Here is a 15,240-nt window from a genome sequence, read left to right on the forward strand (position 1 = left end):
GGGAGAAGGTGGCCCGGCGAAGCCGGGTCGGATGAGGGTCCGATGTGATCTGATACTAATCTTTATCTTCGCTTTTCGAATACGAACCGCAGCTTCATCCGCCCTCATCCGACCCTCGCTGACGCGAGGGCCACCTTCTCCCGCGAGCGGGAGAAGGAGAGAACGACGCGATTTCACTTAGCGGACTTCAATCCGTAATTCTCGAAACGCACGATCTCGCTCTCTATCTCGTCCTCGGAGATCAGCACCGGCTCGCCGGCGATGCGCGCCAGATAATAGAGTCGCGCCAGCGTCTCGAGCTCTACCGCGCGCCACATTGCGCGCTCCAATCCTTCGCCGAGCGCGATCATGCCGTGATTGCCGAGCAGCACGCCATGCGCGCGGCCCAATCCTTCCACGGCGAGATCGGAGAGCGCCTGCGTGCCGAAGGGCGCGTAATCGGTGCAGCGAATGCGCGAGGTGCGGAAAATCCCGATCATATAATGCACGGGCGGAATGTCTCGCCGCAGCGTGGCCAACGTCGTCGCATAAATGGAATGCGTATGCACGACGGCCTGCACATCCGGCCTCGCGCGTAAGATATCGCGATGCATGCGCCATTCGCTGGAAGGCGCCAGCGGTCCTTCAGACACGCCGTCGCCCGCGAGCGGCATGCGCGCGATCATCTGCGGGGTCATTGTGGCGTAGGAGATTCCACTCGGCGTGATCAGCATGGCGTCGCCGTCGCGCGCCGAAATATTGCCGGCGGTTCCTTGATTGAGGCCGAGCGCATTCATGCTCCGCGCCGCCTCGACGATCGCCTCGCGCTTGCTCTCTTCGGTCATGATCGGGTACTCCCCAGCCGCGGGCGCGCCCCTTGCCGAGCGACGCCTCAGTCCCTACATCCTCGAGACTCTTTTTCCAGCCGAGGCTCGGATGACACAAGAACAAAATACGAAACCGGCGAGCTGGCACGCGACGACCATCGTTCTGGTGAAAAAGAACGGCAAGACCGTCATCGCGGGCGACGGACAAGTGAGCCTCGGCCAGACCATCGTCAAGGCGAACGCCAAGAAGGTGCGGCGTCTCGGCAAGGGCGATGTGATCGCCGGTTTCGCCGGCGCCACGGCCGACGCCTTCACTCTGTTCGAGCGGCTCGAGGGCAAGCTCGAGCAATATCCCGGGCAATTGACGCGCGCCTGCGTGGAACTCGCCAAGGATTGGCGCATGGACCGTTATCTGCGCCGGCTCGAGGCGATGATGCTGGTCGCCGATCGCGAGGTGGGGCTGACGCTGACCGGCGCCGGCGACGTGCTGGAGCCGGAAGCCTTCGAGCATGGCTCGGTGGCGGCGATCGGCTCCGGCGGCAATTTTGCGCTGGCCGCGGCGCGCGCGCTGCTCGATCAGCCGATAGAGGCCGAGGCGATCGCCAAGCGCGCGATGGATATCGCCGCCGACATCTGCGTCTACACCAATCGCAACATCGTGCTCGAATCGATCTGAGCTTTCCGAGGAACTGATATGGCCGATTTTTCCCCGCGCGAGATCGTCTCGGAGCTCGACCGATTCATCGTCGGACAGAAGGACGCCAAGCGCGCCGTCGCCATTGCGCTGCGCAATCGCTGGCGCAGGCTGCGCCTCGAAGGCTCCATGCGCGAAGAGGTGCTGCCGAAGAACATATTGATGATCGGCCCCACAGGCTGCGGCAAGACCGAGATCGCGCGGCGTCTCGCCAAGCTCGCCAATGCGCCTTTCCTCAAGATAGAGGCGACGAAATTCACCGAGGTCGGCTATGTCGGCCGCGATGTCGAGCAGATCGTCCGCGATCTCGTCGAGGTGGCGATCCTGCTGGTGAAGGAGCGTCGGCGCAAGGACGTCGAGGCCAAGGCTCAGCTCGCGGCGGAGGAGCGCGTTCTCGATGCGCTCGTCGGCCCGGCGGCCTCGCCGGCGACGCGCGATTCCTTCCGCAAGAAGCTGCGCGCCGGCGAGCTGGACGATAAGGAGATAGAGGTCGAGCTGGCGCAATCGGGGCCGCAGGTTCCGATGTTCGAGCTGCCGAACATGCCCGGCGCCAGCGTCTCCGCCTTCTCCATCGGCGATATTTTCGGCAAGGCGTTTCAGGGCCGGCCGAAGCGCCGCAAAATGCTGGTGAAGGAGGCCCATGGCCCGCTGCTCGCCGAGGAGAGCGACAAGCTCATCGATCAGGAGGAGAGCATCCGCGAGGCGATTTCCGAGGTCGAGAATAATGGCATCGTCTTCCTCGACGAGATGGACAAGATCTGCGCTCGCGAGGGCAGGGGCGGCGCCGATGTCTCGCGCGAGGGCGTGCAGCGCGACCTGCTGCCGCTGATCGAGGGCACCACGGTCGCGACCAAGCACGGGCCGGTGAAGACCGACCATGTGCTGTTCATCGCCTCCGGCGCTTTCCATGTCGCCAAGCCCTCCGATCTCCTGCCGGAGCTGCAGGGCCGCCTGCCGATCAGAGTCGAGCTCGCCTCGCTCGACGAGGAGGATTTCCGCCGCATTCTCACCGAGACCGAGGCCTGCCTCACCAAGCAATATGTGGCGCTGCTGGCGACAGAGGGCGTCGCGCTGGAGATCGCGCCGTCGGCGGTGGACGCCATCGCCCGCGTCGCGGTGCAGGTGAATTCCTCGGTGGAGAACATAGGCGCGCGGCGCCTGCAGACGGTGATGGAGCGCGTGCTGGACGAGGTGAGCTTCTCCGCCTCCGACCGCGCCGGCGAGACGGTGACGATCGACGGCGCCTATGTGGAGGAGCATATCGGCGACCTCGCCAAGAACCGCGATTTGAGCCGCTTCATTCTCTGACGAGAAAGGACGAAAAGCGGGCTTGCGGCGCGCGACGGGCTGCACTATACAGCCCTCGCGCTGCAGCGGCGACGCCGCGGTTCGCCCCGCCCTCACCCCAGAGAGGGCGGCGATAAAAGTGGGGCCATAGCTCAGTTGGGAGAGCGCTTCAATGGCATTGAAGAGGTCGTCGGTTCGATTCCGTCTGGCTCCACCAAAACTCTCCTAAGCTACGGTATTCCCTAGCTTCCTTTGTAATCAGACACTTGCTCTGCCCTGGTGATACACTTCTGTGATACACAGAGGGGCATGGAGAAGGTGTCCGATACCCATCACCTCGTGAACCGCAAGGGCGTTTGGTATTACCGCCGGCGCGTCCCCAAGGCGCTCGTCAAGGCCGTCGGTAAGGCCGTGATCCAATACTCGCTCGACACGTCCAAGAAGGCGGAGGCAAAGAAGCGCCGCGAGCTGGAGGACGTGAAATGGTCGGCTCAGTTCGAGGTGTTGCTCGCCCCACAAACCGCATTACCGGCGACCGCCCCGGCTCATCCCCACGCGATCTCGAAGCGCCAGCTTGTCGAGCTGGTCCGCCAATATGTGGATCGCATGGATGAGCAGTTCCAGGACCGCTACGCCGCCGACCCGCCCGAGAGCGAAGAGCAAAAGGCCGAGATGCGGGTCGACGTCGAGATCGGCATCGGGATGCTCGTGAGCGCCGACGATCCGCGCGGTCAGGAACGTGTGACGGGCGTCGGAGAGCGGATCGTCGCCGCTGCAGGACAGAACGGCGTTGATGTCGCGCTCCCCTATGCCGCCTTCGCGGAACTCGTGCGCCGGGCGCTCCTGGAGATCGACAGGCGGAAGCTCGCCCGCCTGGATGACGATCACCAACACGTCTTTTTCGACCAGCTCTTCAATCCGCAGAGCCCCAAGCAGACGACGTTCGGCGAGCTTGCGGATCAATTCCTGAAACTTCGCCTTGCCGAGGCGACTGCCAACAATGTCGGGAAGAAGTTCATCGACAAGGTCACGGCGTTCGTCGCACTCGTCCGGGAGATCATCGGCCCTGACACGTCGCTGCACGACGTCAATTTCGACGCGTGCCAGAATGCGCGCGCCATCGTGGCGCAGATGCCGTCGAACCGAGTGAAGATTTATGGCGATCTGCCGTTGGATCAGGTCATCGAGCGCGCCGCCGCCGACGAGCGTCCGCTTCTGAGCGCGATCACGCAGCAAGGCTATCTGCGCACGCTCACCGACATTCTTGATCTTGCCGTTAAGAAGCGGTTGATCCCGAGCAACCCTGCGGAAGGATTGGCCCCGCTCAGGCGAGACGCGATCGCCCCGGAGAATAAGAAGCTCCCCTTTGAGCCCGCGCAACTCATCGAGTTCTTCAATTGCGACTACTACAGGCGATGTGCCGAGAGCGGCCCAATCCCGTACAAGCACGACAAGACAGGTTGGCGGTTCTGGTTGCCCCTCATCGACCTTTTCACAGGGGCGCGGCCGAACGAAATTTGCCAACTTGAACTGCGGGACATTCGCCAGACGGACAAGGGCGCTTGGTATTTCGACATCGTTGTCGCCTCGGACGATGACGATGAGGAGGATCGCCAGTCCCGTGCAACGGGGGCTAAGAGATTGAAGACCGCGACAAGCCGTCGCAAAATTCCGATCCACCCGCAGCTCATCAGGATCGGTCTGCTCCAATATGTCGAGGAGCAGCGAGAGGCCGGCGCAACTCGGCTCTTTTCTGCACTAAAGGCTGATGAGGCCGGGTACTTTTCATCTTACCCACTGAAGCGGTTCCGAGAGACGTTCTTGCCCAAAGCGATCAAGCTAAAGCCGCGCCAGAGCTTCTACAGCTTCCGGCACACGTTCCGAGATGCGCTCCGCGCCATCGAAGCCCCACCAGACACCTTGTTAGCCCTTGGCGCATGGAGCCAGGGCACGCTTACCAGCGACAACTACGGGACACGGTCGAACCCCGATATTCAAAAGGCGTATATCGACCAGATCGCCTTTCCGGGTCTCGACTTATCGCACCTCTGGATTGCGCCGTGATCCTACTCCAGGCAAGTGCACTTCAGCCCCTTCTGCATTCAGCAAGATAGGCGTCCAGATCCGATCGAAGGTATCGGGTCCGCCCGGCGTGCTTGTAATAGACGGGACCGATCCCCTGTGACGCCCAACGGGCAAGGGTCGCTATGCTGAGTCTGAGATAGTCGGCGGCCTGCCGTCGCGTGAGGAACAAGATTTCGCCGTTCACATGCGTCTCCACTGGACCAATCAAGAGTAGGGTATGATCTGCGCTGAAGGCATGGCTACTACGCCCTGAGCAACTTCATCGTAGGTCAAATGCAGCTTCTTGCAGTGCTGCGTGATTGCGTCCCTGGCGAGGAGCACCCACCGATCGACGTCGTCGCACGCCTTGAACGCTTCGCGCCAACCTGCAATGAAAGAAAGCATCTCAGCGACAACTTCGATGCACTTTTGCTTGTCGTGATGTCCCGCGAGATAGCCCTTGACGCTGAGTATCTGCTCCCATTCGGTGAGCCTCTTGTAAAACACGTTCTTGGCCCCCTCGCTGAGGCGCACCTGGACAGCGCCACCGACGGTCGTGCTCATCATGTGGCCCAAGAATTCGATTCCTTCGGTGGCGAGCCCTTCCGAGATCAACTTCAATTTGAAGGACCCGCCAGGCATCTCCGCCACGGAGCCAACCAGCTTCTCCACACGCTTCTCTAGTCGCAGCTTATTCGTGGCGACGACAAGGAAGTTGTCTGCGTAATTGAACAGCTTTGCTGTCTTGATCGGAACCCAATCAAGATGCGATACTGCGTTGACGCCGACGATGGGAGAGCAGATCGACCCGAGGGGAAGACCCCGGCGGGCTTCGTGTGTAAGGCTATGTAGTGTGTGGGGGTGAGGAAGGGGAGTGTGGTGGCTACCTTTACCTTCTACCTTGTCCAACACCGTTGCCAAATGTCGTCCTACGACGACCCGTTGAACCACTTCTTTCGGAAGCGGTAATTCTGGCGCGAGCATCTCCAGCTCGAAGCTTGGGAAGAACTCGCGCACATCTAAATGAGCGTAATAGCGGAAGCCGGAGGCGAGAGCCTCGGAGACTGCTGCAATCGCCACATGTGTTCCCTTATGAGTGAACTGGAACGGCTCCAGGATCACGGTTGGCGATAGGGCTCGCTTCACCATCCGTTGAGCTGTCCTGTGTTCGATGCCGAACAGGTGCGTGACCCTGATCCCACCGGAAGGCTTACCGCGTGCTCGTATTCGTGACAGCTCGTCAATCGGCCCGTATAGGTTCAACTTGCCTGCGACGGCGATGCAGCGGTCGAGCGTCGGTCGTTTCCGCAGCTTCATCCGCTTGGCCTCCCGAACAGCCATATGTTGATTTCCACTGAGAGCTGACCCAGGCAGCACGAGTTTTTCCACCGAGAACTGACCCATGTTCGAACCTTTCCCCCTCGACCGTCGTGGGGGACCTTGGAGTGATCGACATGGAGTTATTGAGCGTCATCCGACGCTGGCGATATCGGCAGGAGTTTTCGATCCGGGAGATTGCGCGACGCACGGGGCTGTCGCGCAATACGGTGCGCAAATACCTGCGCTCGGACAGCGTGGAGCCGGGGTTCGCCACGCCCGATCGACCGAGCCGGCTCGATCCGTTCGCCGACAAGCTGGCGCACATGCTGCGTCAGGAGGCCGCAAAATCGCGCAAGCAGAAGCGGACGGTCAAGCAGTTGCACGCGGATCTGGTCGCCCTCGGCTACGACGGCTCCTACAATCGCGTGGCGGCGTTCGCGCGCGAGTGGAAGGCGGCGCGGCATCGGGAGCAGCAGACCTGCGGGCGCGGCGCGTTCGTGCCGCTGACGTTTCTGCCCGGCGAGGCGTTCCAGTTCGACTGGTCGGAGGATTGGGCGATCATCGCGGGCGAGCGGACGAAGTTGCAGGTCGCCCAGTTCAAGCTCTCCTACAGCCGTGCGTTCTTCCTTCGCGCCTACCCGCAGCAGACGCATGAGATGCTCTTCGACGCCCACAACCACGCCTTCCGCGTGCTGGGCGGCGTGCCCCGGCGAGGCGTCTACGACAACATGCGCACCGCGATCGACAAGATCGGGCGTGGCAAAGAACGCCAGGTCAACGCCCGCTTCGCCGCGATGGTCAGCCACTTCCTGTTCGAGGCCGCATTCTGCAATCCGGCCTCCGGCTGGGAAAAGGGGCAAATCGAGAAGAACGTTCAGGATGCTCGTCATCGCCTCTGGCAGCCAATCCCGAGCTTTCCGTCGCTGGCGGCGCTCAACGACTGGCTGGAGGCGCGATGCCGCGAGCTGTGGGCCGAGATTCCGCACAGCGCGCAGCCGGGGACGATCGCGGAGGCTTGGCGCGAGGAGGTTCCGCAACTGATGCAGCCTCCGCGGCCATTCGACGGCTTCGTCGAACACACCAAGCGGGTCACGCCGACGTGCCTGATCCATCTGGACCGCAATCGCTACAGCGTGCCGGCTTCATTCGCCAATCGCCCCGTCAGCGTGCGGGTCTACCCTGAGCGCGTCGTCGTCGCCGCCGAGGGGCAGATCGTGTGCGAGCACGCCCGCGTCTTCGCCCGGTCGCATGACGACAAGAGCGTGACGGTCTACGACTGGCGGCATTATCTCTCCGTCATCCAGCGCAAGCCGGGCGCGCTGCGCAATGGCGCGCCCTTCGCGGAACTGCCGGTCGCCTTACGGACGCTGCAACAGCGCATGCTCGAGAAGCCGGGAGGCGACCGTGAGATGGTCGAGATTTTGGCTCTGGTCCTACAGCACGACGAGCAGGCCGTGCTGACCGCCGTCCAATTGGCGCTGGAGGCCGGCGCGCCGACCAAGACGCACATCTTGAACCTGTTGCATCGCTTGGTGGACGGCAAGCCGGTCGACGCGCCGCCCGTGAAACCGCCCAACGCGCTGACGCTCACCACCGAGCCGCAGGCCAATGTCGAGCGTTACGACGCGCTGCGCAAGGGTCGGGAGGCGCGCCATGCGTCATAATCCCGCCGCCGGCGCCATCGTCATCATGCTGCGCAGTCTCAAAATGCACGGCATGGCGCAAGCCGTCAGCGAGCTGACCGAGCAAGGCTCCCCGGCCTTCGAGGCCGCGCTGCCGATCCTGTCGCAACTCTTGAAGGCGGAAACCGCCGACCGGGAGGTGAGATCGATCGCCTACCAGCTCAAGTCCGCGCGGTTCCCGAACTATCGCGATCTCGCCGGCTTCGACTTCGCCAGCAGTGAGGTCAACGAGGCGCTCGCGCGCCAGCTTCATCGCTGCGAGTTCCTCGAGGATGCGCATAACGCCGTCCTGGTCGGGGGACCTGGCACGGGCAAGACGCATCTGGCGACAGCGATCGGCGTCCAGGCGATCGAGCATCACAGAAAGCGTGTGCGGTTCTTCTCCACCGTCGAGCTCGTAAACGCGCTCGAAGCCGAAAAGCACCAAGGCAAGTCGGGCCAAGTCGCGGCGCGGCTCGTTCATTCCGATCTCGTCATCCTCGATGAGCTCGGCTACCTGCCGTTCAGCGGCTCCGGCGGGGCGTTGCTGTTCCATCTGCTGAGCAAGCTCTACGAGCGAACCAGCGTCATCATCACGACGAATCTGAGCTTCGGCGAATGGGCCGCCGTCTTCGGGGACGCCAAGATGACGACGGCTCTGCTCGATCGCCTCACTCACCGCTGCCATATCCTCGAAACTGGAAACGACAGCTTCCGGTTCAAGGACAGCTCGGCGAAGGCGGACAAACCTGCAAAGGAAAAGACCAAAACTTGACGACCGACTGAGCCGCAAGCCATCTTCAACCCGGGTCACTTCTCAATGGAAATCCCGGGTCAAATCTCGACGGAAATCTACACTGCGCGGACTCTGTGCGCTCGGCGTGGTGGTCAGCCATCTGCGGGCGCTGCTCGTCGTTCCTTACGCCGAGGCGGCGCGGCATGGGCTCCTCGACAAATTTCTCTTCACGCTCGGCGGTCTCGGCCATGAATGCGTGATCGCCTTTTTCGCGCTCAGCGGCTTTCTCGTCGGCGGCTCCACTCTCGCGGCGATGCGCGCGGGGCGCTTCTCCTGGGCGGATTACGGCGCCGCGCGGCTCTCGCGGCTGTGGACCGTGCTGATTCCCGCGCTGGCGCTCACCGCGCTCTGGGACTTCGCCGGCGCGGCGCTCGGCCCAGCCGGGGCCTATCAGGGCGCGCTCGCGACGACGCTGCCGAGCGGGCCGACGCCCGCCGAGCCGGCGAATCATTCGCTCGTGACGCTGCTGGGAAATGTATTTTTTCTGCAGACGATCGAGACGCCCGTCTTCGGCTCCAACCGGCCGCTGTGGAGCCTCGCCAATGAGGCCTGGTATTATCTCGCCTTCCCGCTGCTCGCCTTCGCTTTCTTCCATCGCGCGCCGCTCGTTCGGGGCCTCTGCGCCAGCGCGGGCCTGCTGACTCTGGCGCTCCTGCCGGCGGAGATCGCGCTGCTCGGCCTGCCATGGCTCGCCGGCGCGTTGGCCGCGGATCATCCGGCGCGCCCGTCGCCGGCGCGCGCCATCGGCGGCGCGCTCGCCACCGTGGCGGCGATCGGCGTCGCCCATGCGTGGCGCAATATTCTCGGCGACGTGATTCTCGGCTGCGCCATCGCCTTCTGGCTGCGCGATCTCGCGGCCTTTCGGTCTTTCGGCGGGCTCTATGGCGGCGCGGCGCAGGGGCTCTCGGAAATTTCCTACACGCTCTACGCCGTGCATTTTCCACTGCTGCTGATGCTGTGGTTCTGGCTGCTGGCGCCCGGCCAGAGCCAGCCGGGCGTCGCCGTCCTCTTGCGAATGGCCGCGCTGATGCTCGTCGCGCTGCTCTATGCGACTTGCGTCTGGTTCCTGTTCGAGCGCCGCACAAATGTGGCGCGTGGCTGGATGCGAGGACTCATGCGCTGGCGGCCGCTCTGAAGTCGAGCGCGCGAGCCGGCGATCAATCCTTGGCGCGGAACGCCATTTTCTGACGCCAGGCGGCTCTTATCTGATCCTTCACCGCATGGGGCAGCGGAACATATTGCAGGGCTTTCGCCGCTTTGTCGCCATGAGCGAAAGCCCAATCGAAAAATTTCAGCAGAGCGGCCGTCCGCTCCGCCTTGGCCGGAGCTTTCGGCGCCAGCACGAAGGTCGCCGTCACCAGCGGCCAGCTTTTCTCGCCCGGCATATTGGTGAGATCGACGGCGAAATTATCAGCGGCCGCCCAATCCGCATTGGCCGCCGCGGCGGCGAAGCTCTCTTCATTGGGCGCGACATATTTGCCGGCGCGGTTGAGCAGCTTGGCCGGCGCGAGATGATTGGTCGTCACATAGGAATTCTCGGCATAGCCGATCGAGCCCATCGTGCGAGGGACCTCGCCCGACGTGCCGGCGCTGCCGTGCACGCCGACGCCGCCGGGCCATTCGAGCGTCATGCCGACGCCCATGCGGGTCTTCCACGCCTCACTCACCTTGGAGAGAAAGCGCGACAGCGCGAAGGTCGTTCCAGAGGCGTTGGAATGATGGATCGGAATGATCAGCAGATCGGGAAGCGCGAGACCATGATTGAGCGCGACGATGCGCGGATCGTTCCAGCGTGTGATGGCGCCGAGATAGATATCGGCGATGACCGGCCCGTCGAGCTTCAGCGCATTGGCGCCGACGCCGGGAATGTTGACGATGATGTCGAGGCCGCCGACGACGGTCGGAAATTGCAGAAGATCGGCTTCCTCTATGCGCTTTGCTTCCATGGCGACATCGGAGGCGCCGAAATCGACGGTTCCCGCCGCGGCCTGCTTTTGGCCGACGCCGGAGCCGGTCGCCTGATAATTCACTTGCACGCCGACGCTCGGCTTCGCCTCCTGCGCCCAGCGCGTGTAGATGGGCGCGGCGAATGCGGAGCCCGTTCCAGAGAGCGACGTCTCGGCGCGCGCGGCGTCGAGAGAGGAGATGGCGGCGATCGAAATGATGAAAATGCTGCAGGCGTTACGCATGGTCGTTCGTCCTGTTGCGAGAGAAGATCGTGAATGTCGCGCGCGTCAGATCGCGCGGTTGAGCGCGAGCGCGAAAGCGTCGAAATTCCGCAGGCGCGCATTGCTGTCGCGTCTGACGGGACGATTGATGAGCAGCGGAACCTGCTGCTCCGAGAGACCGCCATGCGAGCGCAGCGGCGCGGTCAATCCGCTGAGGTCGTGGCTCTTCACGGATGTTCCGAGCGCGAAGAGACGTTTTGCCAGCACGACGAGATCGCCGACGCGATCATTGGGCAATTCGAAGCGCGCGCAGGCGGTGCGATTGTCGAGCACATGATCGACGCCTTCGAGCGTGGCGACGCATTGCGTCGCCTCGTCGAGAATAGAGGCGGGCGCCGAGACGGTCGCATAGGAGCCGAGCGCGCCGTGATGCACGACATAAGGATCGGTGATCGGCAGGATCACGCGGCATGTCCCGGCGCCGAAACGCGCGTCCAATATGTCTTGCAGGAAGAGAATATTGGGATGCCCGATCGAATCCGTCTTGGCGTTCATGCCGTGATCGGCGGTGATTCCGATGACGGCGCCCATCGCGTCGAGCTGCGTGAGATATTTGTCGAGCATCGCATAGAAGGCGTTGGCGACGGGCGTTCCCGGCGCGTGCTTGTGCTGCACATAATCCGTCGTCGAGAGATACATGACATCCGGCCGCATCGTCTTCATCAGCCAGACGCCGGCGGCGAGAACGAATTCCGACAATTCCGCGCTATAGACGGCGGGAAGCGGCAGGCCGATCTTGGCCAGAAGATCGTCGACGCCGTTTTGCGCGAGCGTCGCCTCATTGGCCTTCTCGGCGGAAAAGCGCACGCCCTCGAGCCCGCAGCCGAGCAGAGCGCTGAGCTTGTCCTTCGCCGTCACCGTAGCGACCTTGCGTCCGGCCTTGGAGAATTCGGCGAGTATCGTCGGCGCGCGAAGATATTTCGCGTCGTTCATCAGAACTTCGACGCCTTGCTCGGGATCGAAGAAGTAATTGCCGCAAATGCCGTGGACGCTGGGCGGCGCGCCGGTCACGATGGAGATATTATTGGGATTGGTGAAGGAGGGCATCACGCAATCGGCCGTGAGCACGGCGCCGCGCTCGCCGAGGCCGGCGAAGAAAGGCGCGACGCCGGCGCGGATCGCCTGATTGATATAGTCTTGCTCGCATCCGTCGATGCAGACGACGACGGTCGGCTCGGAGGGCGCGGCGTAGCGCCTTCCGTTGATGGTGATCTTCGATGTCATATTCGCGCCCCGCATTCTCTCGTCGCATCATCGGCGACTTCGCTTCGGCGCTGGTTCATCTATCAGGCGGGCATGTCATCTCGAAACGAATAAATCTCACAGAGCCTGTGAGCGGAGCCGATATGCTTCACAAAAGCGTCACATCCGCAGGATGTTCATCGCATGATACGGCCAATGAGACAGTGGGTGACACGAGATGGCGCGCAAGCCGCTACCGCTGAAAATGCTGCAGACGCTCGAGGCCGTGGTGCGGCTCGACGGCGTCTCCAACGCCGCCAGAGAACTCGGCGTCACGCATGGCGCGGTGAGCCGGCAGATCGCCGCGCTCGAGGAATGGCTCGGGCGCGCATTGTTCGAGCGTGATCGCGGACGTTTGCGGCCGCTCGACGAAACGCGCGAATTCGTCGCCGTCATCACCGATGGCTTCGAGCGCATGGATGCGGCCATGGGACGCGTCGCGACGGCGCGCAGGCGTCTCAAAGTCTTCGCCCATGCGACTTTCGCGATGCATTGGCTGGTGCCGCGGCTCGAGCAATTCTACGCGCTGCATCCCGATATCGATGTGCATGTGCAGACGCGTCAGACTGGAGAAGATCCCGCTCTCGCGTTTTTCGATGTCGCGATCATGCGCGGCTCCGAGCAGATCGGCAATTGGGAGTCCTCTTCCGTAATGCAAGAGACGCTCACTCTGCTGACGACCCGTCGCCGAGCGGAGACGCTCGCCGCGCAGGGCGTCGCCGCTCTCCTCGGCGAGACATTCGCCGTCAGCGACACGCGGCCGGGCGAGACCGAGCGATGGCTCGAGGCTGCGCGCCTGCCGCCCCTGCAAAAATGGCGCGTGCGTCGTTTCGGCCATTTTCACACGGCGCTGATGGCGGTTCTCAACGGGCAGGGCGTCGCTGTCGGGCCGATCGAGCTGACAGCGGGACAAGCGACGGATGGACCGCTCGCGGCGCCTTTCCCGCAAATCGTCGCGCCCGGTCCGCGCCATGTCGCCTTCATCGATCCGCAATCGGAGAGCTATCCGACGGCGAAGCGTTTCGTGCAGTGGCTCGCCGAAGCCGCCAGCGCCGTGGCGCGTGGCGGCTAATACACGAATTTGGAGGTCGCGCCGCGGCCGCGCGGGGCAGGGCCGCTCTGCGCGCCCGGCTTGCCTTCGACGCCCGGCGCGCCGGCGGCGAGGGCGCTCGCATCCAGGGCGAAGCCTTCGTTCTCGTCTATGAAGCTCGAGCGTCCTTCCACGGATTTCTGCGTCACCGTGCTCGGCGTCACATTTTGTCCGACGGCGGGGCCGGAGGTGCGGCCGCGCTGCGTCATCTGCTGCTCGGCGATGGCCGCGCCGCCGAGGATCAGAAAGAGGCTCGTCGAAAAGAGCGCGAGCTTGCGCATGGTGTCTCCTCCTTCGCGAATTCGGTCCGGCCCTTACATCGAACCGGCAGGCCGCGCGGCAAGCGCAGGCGTTTCGCCTCAGCCGAGGCGAAGGCGCAGCGCCATCAGAGCGGCTGCGCAGGCGTTGGAGACATTGAGGCTCTTGATCCGCCCCGGCATGTCGAGCCGCGCGAGTATATCGCAGCGCTCGCGCGTCAGACGGCGCAGGCCCTTGCCTTCCGCGCCCAGCACCAGCGCCAGCGGCTTGCGCAGCGGGCTCGCCTCCAGCGGCTGCGGACCTTCCGAATCGAGGCCGACGATCAGAAAATCGCGCTCCGCCAATTGTTCGAGCGCGCGGGCGAGATTGACGACGGAGACGATCGTCACATGCTCGAGGGCGCCCGAGGCGGCCTTGGCGAGCACGCCGGTGAAATCCGGGCTGTGGCGCTCGGTCACGATCAGCGCATCGACGGCGAAGGCCGCCGCCGTGCGCAGAATCGCGCCGACATTATGCGGGTCGGTCACTTGATCGAGCACGAGGACGAGGCCGCTCTTTGGCTCTATGTCGGCGATCTCCGCCTCCGGCAGCGGGCGCGCCTCCAGCATCAGCCCTTGATGGACGCTCTCCTCGCCGAGCCGCTGCGACAGCGCGCGCGGGTCCACGATCTTCGGCGTGAGGCCGGCGGCGGCGGCGAGCGGCGCGATGCGCTCGGCGGCGTTCTCCGTCGCATAGAGCGCCAGCAATTTGCGCCGTCCGGCGACGAGCGCCTCGCGCACCGCATGGGCGCCATAGAGCACGACGACATCCGCCCCCGGCCGGCGGAAGGGCGTCTCCTCCTTGGGAGCATGGCGCGGTGGCGGCGGGCGGCGGCCGCGGTCGTTGCCGGCGGGCGGGCGGCTCATCTCAGCACCGCCGTTTTCACCCACCAGTCCGCATGCTGGCGGCGGATCACCGCCGCGGCGCGGGCGGCCGCCTGACGGGTGGAGAAAAGCGCGAAGCAGGTCGCGCCGGAGCCGGACATTCGCGCGAGCCGGCAGCCTTTGGCGGCAGACAGCACGGCGAGCGCATCGACGATGACCGGCGCCTCGACGCAGGCGGCGTCCTCCATGTCGTTGCGGCCGCGGCGCAGCGCGGCCGCTATCCCCTCCGCGCCGAGCGCCGCCGCGATCTCGGGATGCGGAGCCGCGCCGGTCGTTTCGCCCGGGGCGAGGCCGAGGCGGGCGAAGACGCCGCGCGTCTCAACCGGCGCGCCGGGATTGATGAGCAAAGCGGGCAGCGGCGGCAGGCCGAGCGGCGCGCCGATGGTCTCGCCGCGGCCGAGCATGTAGCGGGCGCGAGGGCAAAGGCAGACGGGCACGTCGGAGCCGGTGGCGCGGGCGGCCTCCAGCAGGCGCGGATCGTCGGCGGAAAGGCCATTGGCGCGGGCGAGCAGGCGCAGCGCCGCCGCGGCGTCGGAGGAGCCGCCGCCTATGCCGGCCGCGACCGGCAGATATTTGGTGAGATGAAAGGCGCCCAGACGCAGGCCGGGGACGCGCTCGGCGAGACGCTGGGCGGCGCGCAGGACCAGATTATCGGCGTCCGAGCCCGCGGCGGCGGCGGTGGGGCCGTCAACGGTCAACGACAGCGCTTCGCCGGGCTCGAGACGCAGGCCGTCGCCGCCGCCGGAGAAGGCCACGAGGCTCTCGAGCTCGTGATAGCCGTCGGCGCGGCGGCCGAGAATGTGAAGCGTCAGATTGATCTTGGCGGGGGCGCGCGTCGCGAGCATGAATTCCGGTGTCTCGGCCTGTGGAA

General features: G+C 64.4%; 15 protein-coding genes and 1 tRNA gene. 8 read left to right on the forward strand and 8 right to left on the reverse strand.

The window, feature by feature from the left end:
* Nucleotides 1-173 precede the first annotated feature (173 nt).
* A complete protein-coding gene (locus tag K369_RS08850; RefSeq protein ID WP_036289970.1) occupies nucleotides 174-824 on the reverse strand; it encodes a class II aldolase/adducin family protein in 651 nt (216 codons plus the stop codon).
* Between the two features lie 91 nt (nucleotides 825-915).
* On the opposite strand from K369_RS08850, the gene hslV reads away from it, so the two are divergent.
* The 4 genes from hslV to K369_RS08870 all read left to right on the forward strand — a co-directional run bounded on the left by hslV (nucleotide 916) and on the right by K369_RS08870 (nucleotide 4,851).
* Nucleotides 916-1,482: an ATP-dependent protease subunit HslV gene (gene hslV, locus K369_RS08855; RefSeq protein ID WP_036289972.1), complete on the forward strand. Its 567-nt coding sequence runs from the start codon at nucleotides 916-918 to the stop codon at nucleotides 1,480-1,482.
* 18 nt (nucleotides 1,483-1,500) lie between these two features.
* On the forward strand, nucleotides 1,501-2,808 hold the full coding sequence (hslU, locus tag K369_RS08860) for an ATP-dependent protease ATPase subunit HslU (RefSeq protein ID WP_036289976.1): 1,308 nt from the start codon (nucleotides 1,501-1,503) through the stop codon (nucleotides 2,806-2,808).
* A 120-nt stretch (nucleotides 2,809-2,928) separates the two neighbouring features.
* Nucleotides 2,929-3,004 (forward strand) — tRNA-Ala (locus tag K369_RS08865).
* A gap of 92 nt (nucleotides 3,005-3,096) precedes the next feature.
* Nucleotides 3,097-4,851, forward strand: a complete 1,755-nt coding sequence (locus K369_RS08870; RefSeq protein ID WP_036289979.1) for a site-specific integrase — start codon at nucleotides 3,097-3,099, stop codon at nucleotides 4,849-4,851.
* Between the two features lie 22 nt (nucleotides 4,852-4,873).
* Here K369_RS08870 and K369_RS28235 read toward each other — a convergent pair whose 3' ends face one another.
* Both K369_RS28235 and K369_RS08875 read right to left on the reverse strand, forming a co-directional pair.
* Nucleotides 4,874-5,068 (reverse strand): helix-turn-helix transcriptional regulator, encoded by a 195-nt coding sequence (locus K369_RS28235; protein ID WP_371033306.1) that lies wholly within the window; start codon nucleotides 5,066-5,068, stop codon nucleotides 4,874-4,876.
* Between the two features lie 8 nt (nucleotides 5,069-5,076).
* Nucleotides 5,077-6,255, reverse strand: coding sequence for a hypothetical protein (locus K369_RS08875; RefSeq protein WP_036289982.1), 1,179 nt, complete (start codon nucleotides 6,253-6,255; stop codon nucleotides 5,077-5,079).
* 50 nt (nucleotides 6,256-6,305) lie between these two features.
* Between K369_RS08875 and istA the strand changes: the two genes are divergently transcribed.
* The 3 genes from istA to K369_RS08890 all read left to right on the forward strand — a co-directional run bounded on the left by istA (nucleotide 6,306) and on the right by K369_RS08890 (nucleotide 9,763).
* A complete protein-coding gene (gene istA, locus K369_RS08880) occupies nucleotides 6,306-7,835 on the forward strand; it encodes an IS21 family transposase (protein ID WP_156967678.1) in 1,530 nt (509 codons plus the stop codon).
* A complete protein-coding gene (gene istB / locus K369_RS08885; RefSeq protein ID WP_036286363.1) occupies nucleotides 7,825-8,607 on the forward strand; it encodes an IS21-like element helper ATPase IstB in 783 nt (260 codons plus the stop codon). Before istA ends, istB begins: the two co-directional genes overlap by 11 nt.
* An 82-nt stretch (nucleotides 8,608-8,689) precedes the next feature.
* Nucleotides 8,690-9,763, forward strand: coding sequence for an acyltransferase (locus K369_RS08890; protein WP_051949161.1), 1,074 nt, complete (start codon nucleotides 8,690-8,692; stop codon nucleotides 9,761-9,763).
* 22 nt (nucleotides 9,764-9,785) lie between these two features.
* On the opposite strand, the gene pstS is transcribed toward K369_RS08890, so the two are convergent.
* Nucleotides 9,786-10,817, reverse strand: coding sequence for a phosphate ABC transporter substrate-binding protein PstS (gene pstS, locus K369_RS08895; RefSeq protein WP_036289985.1), 1,032 nt, complete (start codon nucleotides 10,815-10,817; stop codon nucleotides 9,786-9,788).
* 45 nt (nucleotides 10,818-10,862) lie between these two features.
* Nucleotides 10,863-12,080, reverse strand: coding sequence for a phosphonoacetate hydrolase (gene phnA, locus K369_RS08900; protein ID WP_036290477.1), 1,218 nt, complete (start codon nucleotides 12,078-12,080; stop codon nucleotides 10,863-10,865).
* Between the two features lie 196 nt (nucleotides 12,081-12,276).
* Between phnA and K369_RS08905 the strand changes: the two genes are divergently transcribed.
* The gene (locus K369_RS08905) at nucleotides 12,277-13,170 is read left to right on the forward strand and encodes a LysR substrate-binding domain-containing protein (RefSeq protein ID WP_036289988.1); all 894 of its coding nucleotides are present in this window, start codon (nucleotides 12,277-12,279) and stop codon (nucleotides 13,168-13,170) included.
* On the opposite strand, the gene K369_RS08910 is transcribed toward K369_RS08905, so the two are convergent.
* The 3 genes from K369_RS08910 to K369_RS08920 all read right to left on the reverse strand — a co-directional run bounded on the left by K369_RS08910 (nucleotide 13,167) and on the right by K369_RS08920 (nucleotide 15,214).
* Nucleotides 13,167-13,469 (reverse strand): hypothetical protein, encoded by a 303-nt coding sequence (locus K369_RS08910; RefSeq protein WP_036289990.1) that lies wholly within the window; start codon nucleotides 13,467-13,469, stop codon nucleotides 13,167-13,169. The genes K369_RS08905 and K369_RS08910 overlap by 4 nt on opposite strands.
* Before the next feature lie 78 nt (nucleotides 13,470-13,547).
* The gene (gene rlmB, locus K369_RS08915; RefSeq protein WP_036289992.1) at nucleotides 13,548-14,351 is read right to left on the reverse strand and encodes a 23S rRNA (guanosine(2251)-2'-O)-methyltransferase RlmB; all 804 of its coding nucleotides are present in this window, start codon (nucleotides 14,349-14,351) and stop codon (nucleotides 13,548-13,550) included.
* Complete coding sequence (locus tag K369_RS08920; RefSeq protein ID WP_036289994.1) at nucleotides 14,348-15,214, reverse strand: 4-(cytidine 5'-diphospho)-2-C-methyl-D-erythritol kinase; 867 nt, start codon at nucleotides 15,212-15,214, stop codon at nucleotides 14,348-14,350. The genes rlmB and K369_RS08920 overlap by 4 nt, the downstream gene beginning before the upstream one ends.
* Nucleotides 15,215-15,240 lie beyond the last annotated feature (26 nt).

The sequence above is a fragment of the Methylosinus sp. PW1 genome (assembly GCF_000745215.1).
GTDB lineage: Bacteria > Pseudomonadota > Alphaproteobacteria > Rhizobiales > Beijerinckiaceae > Methylosinus.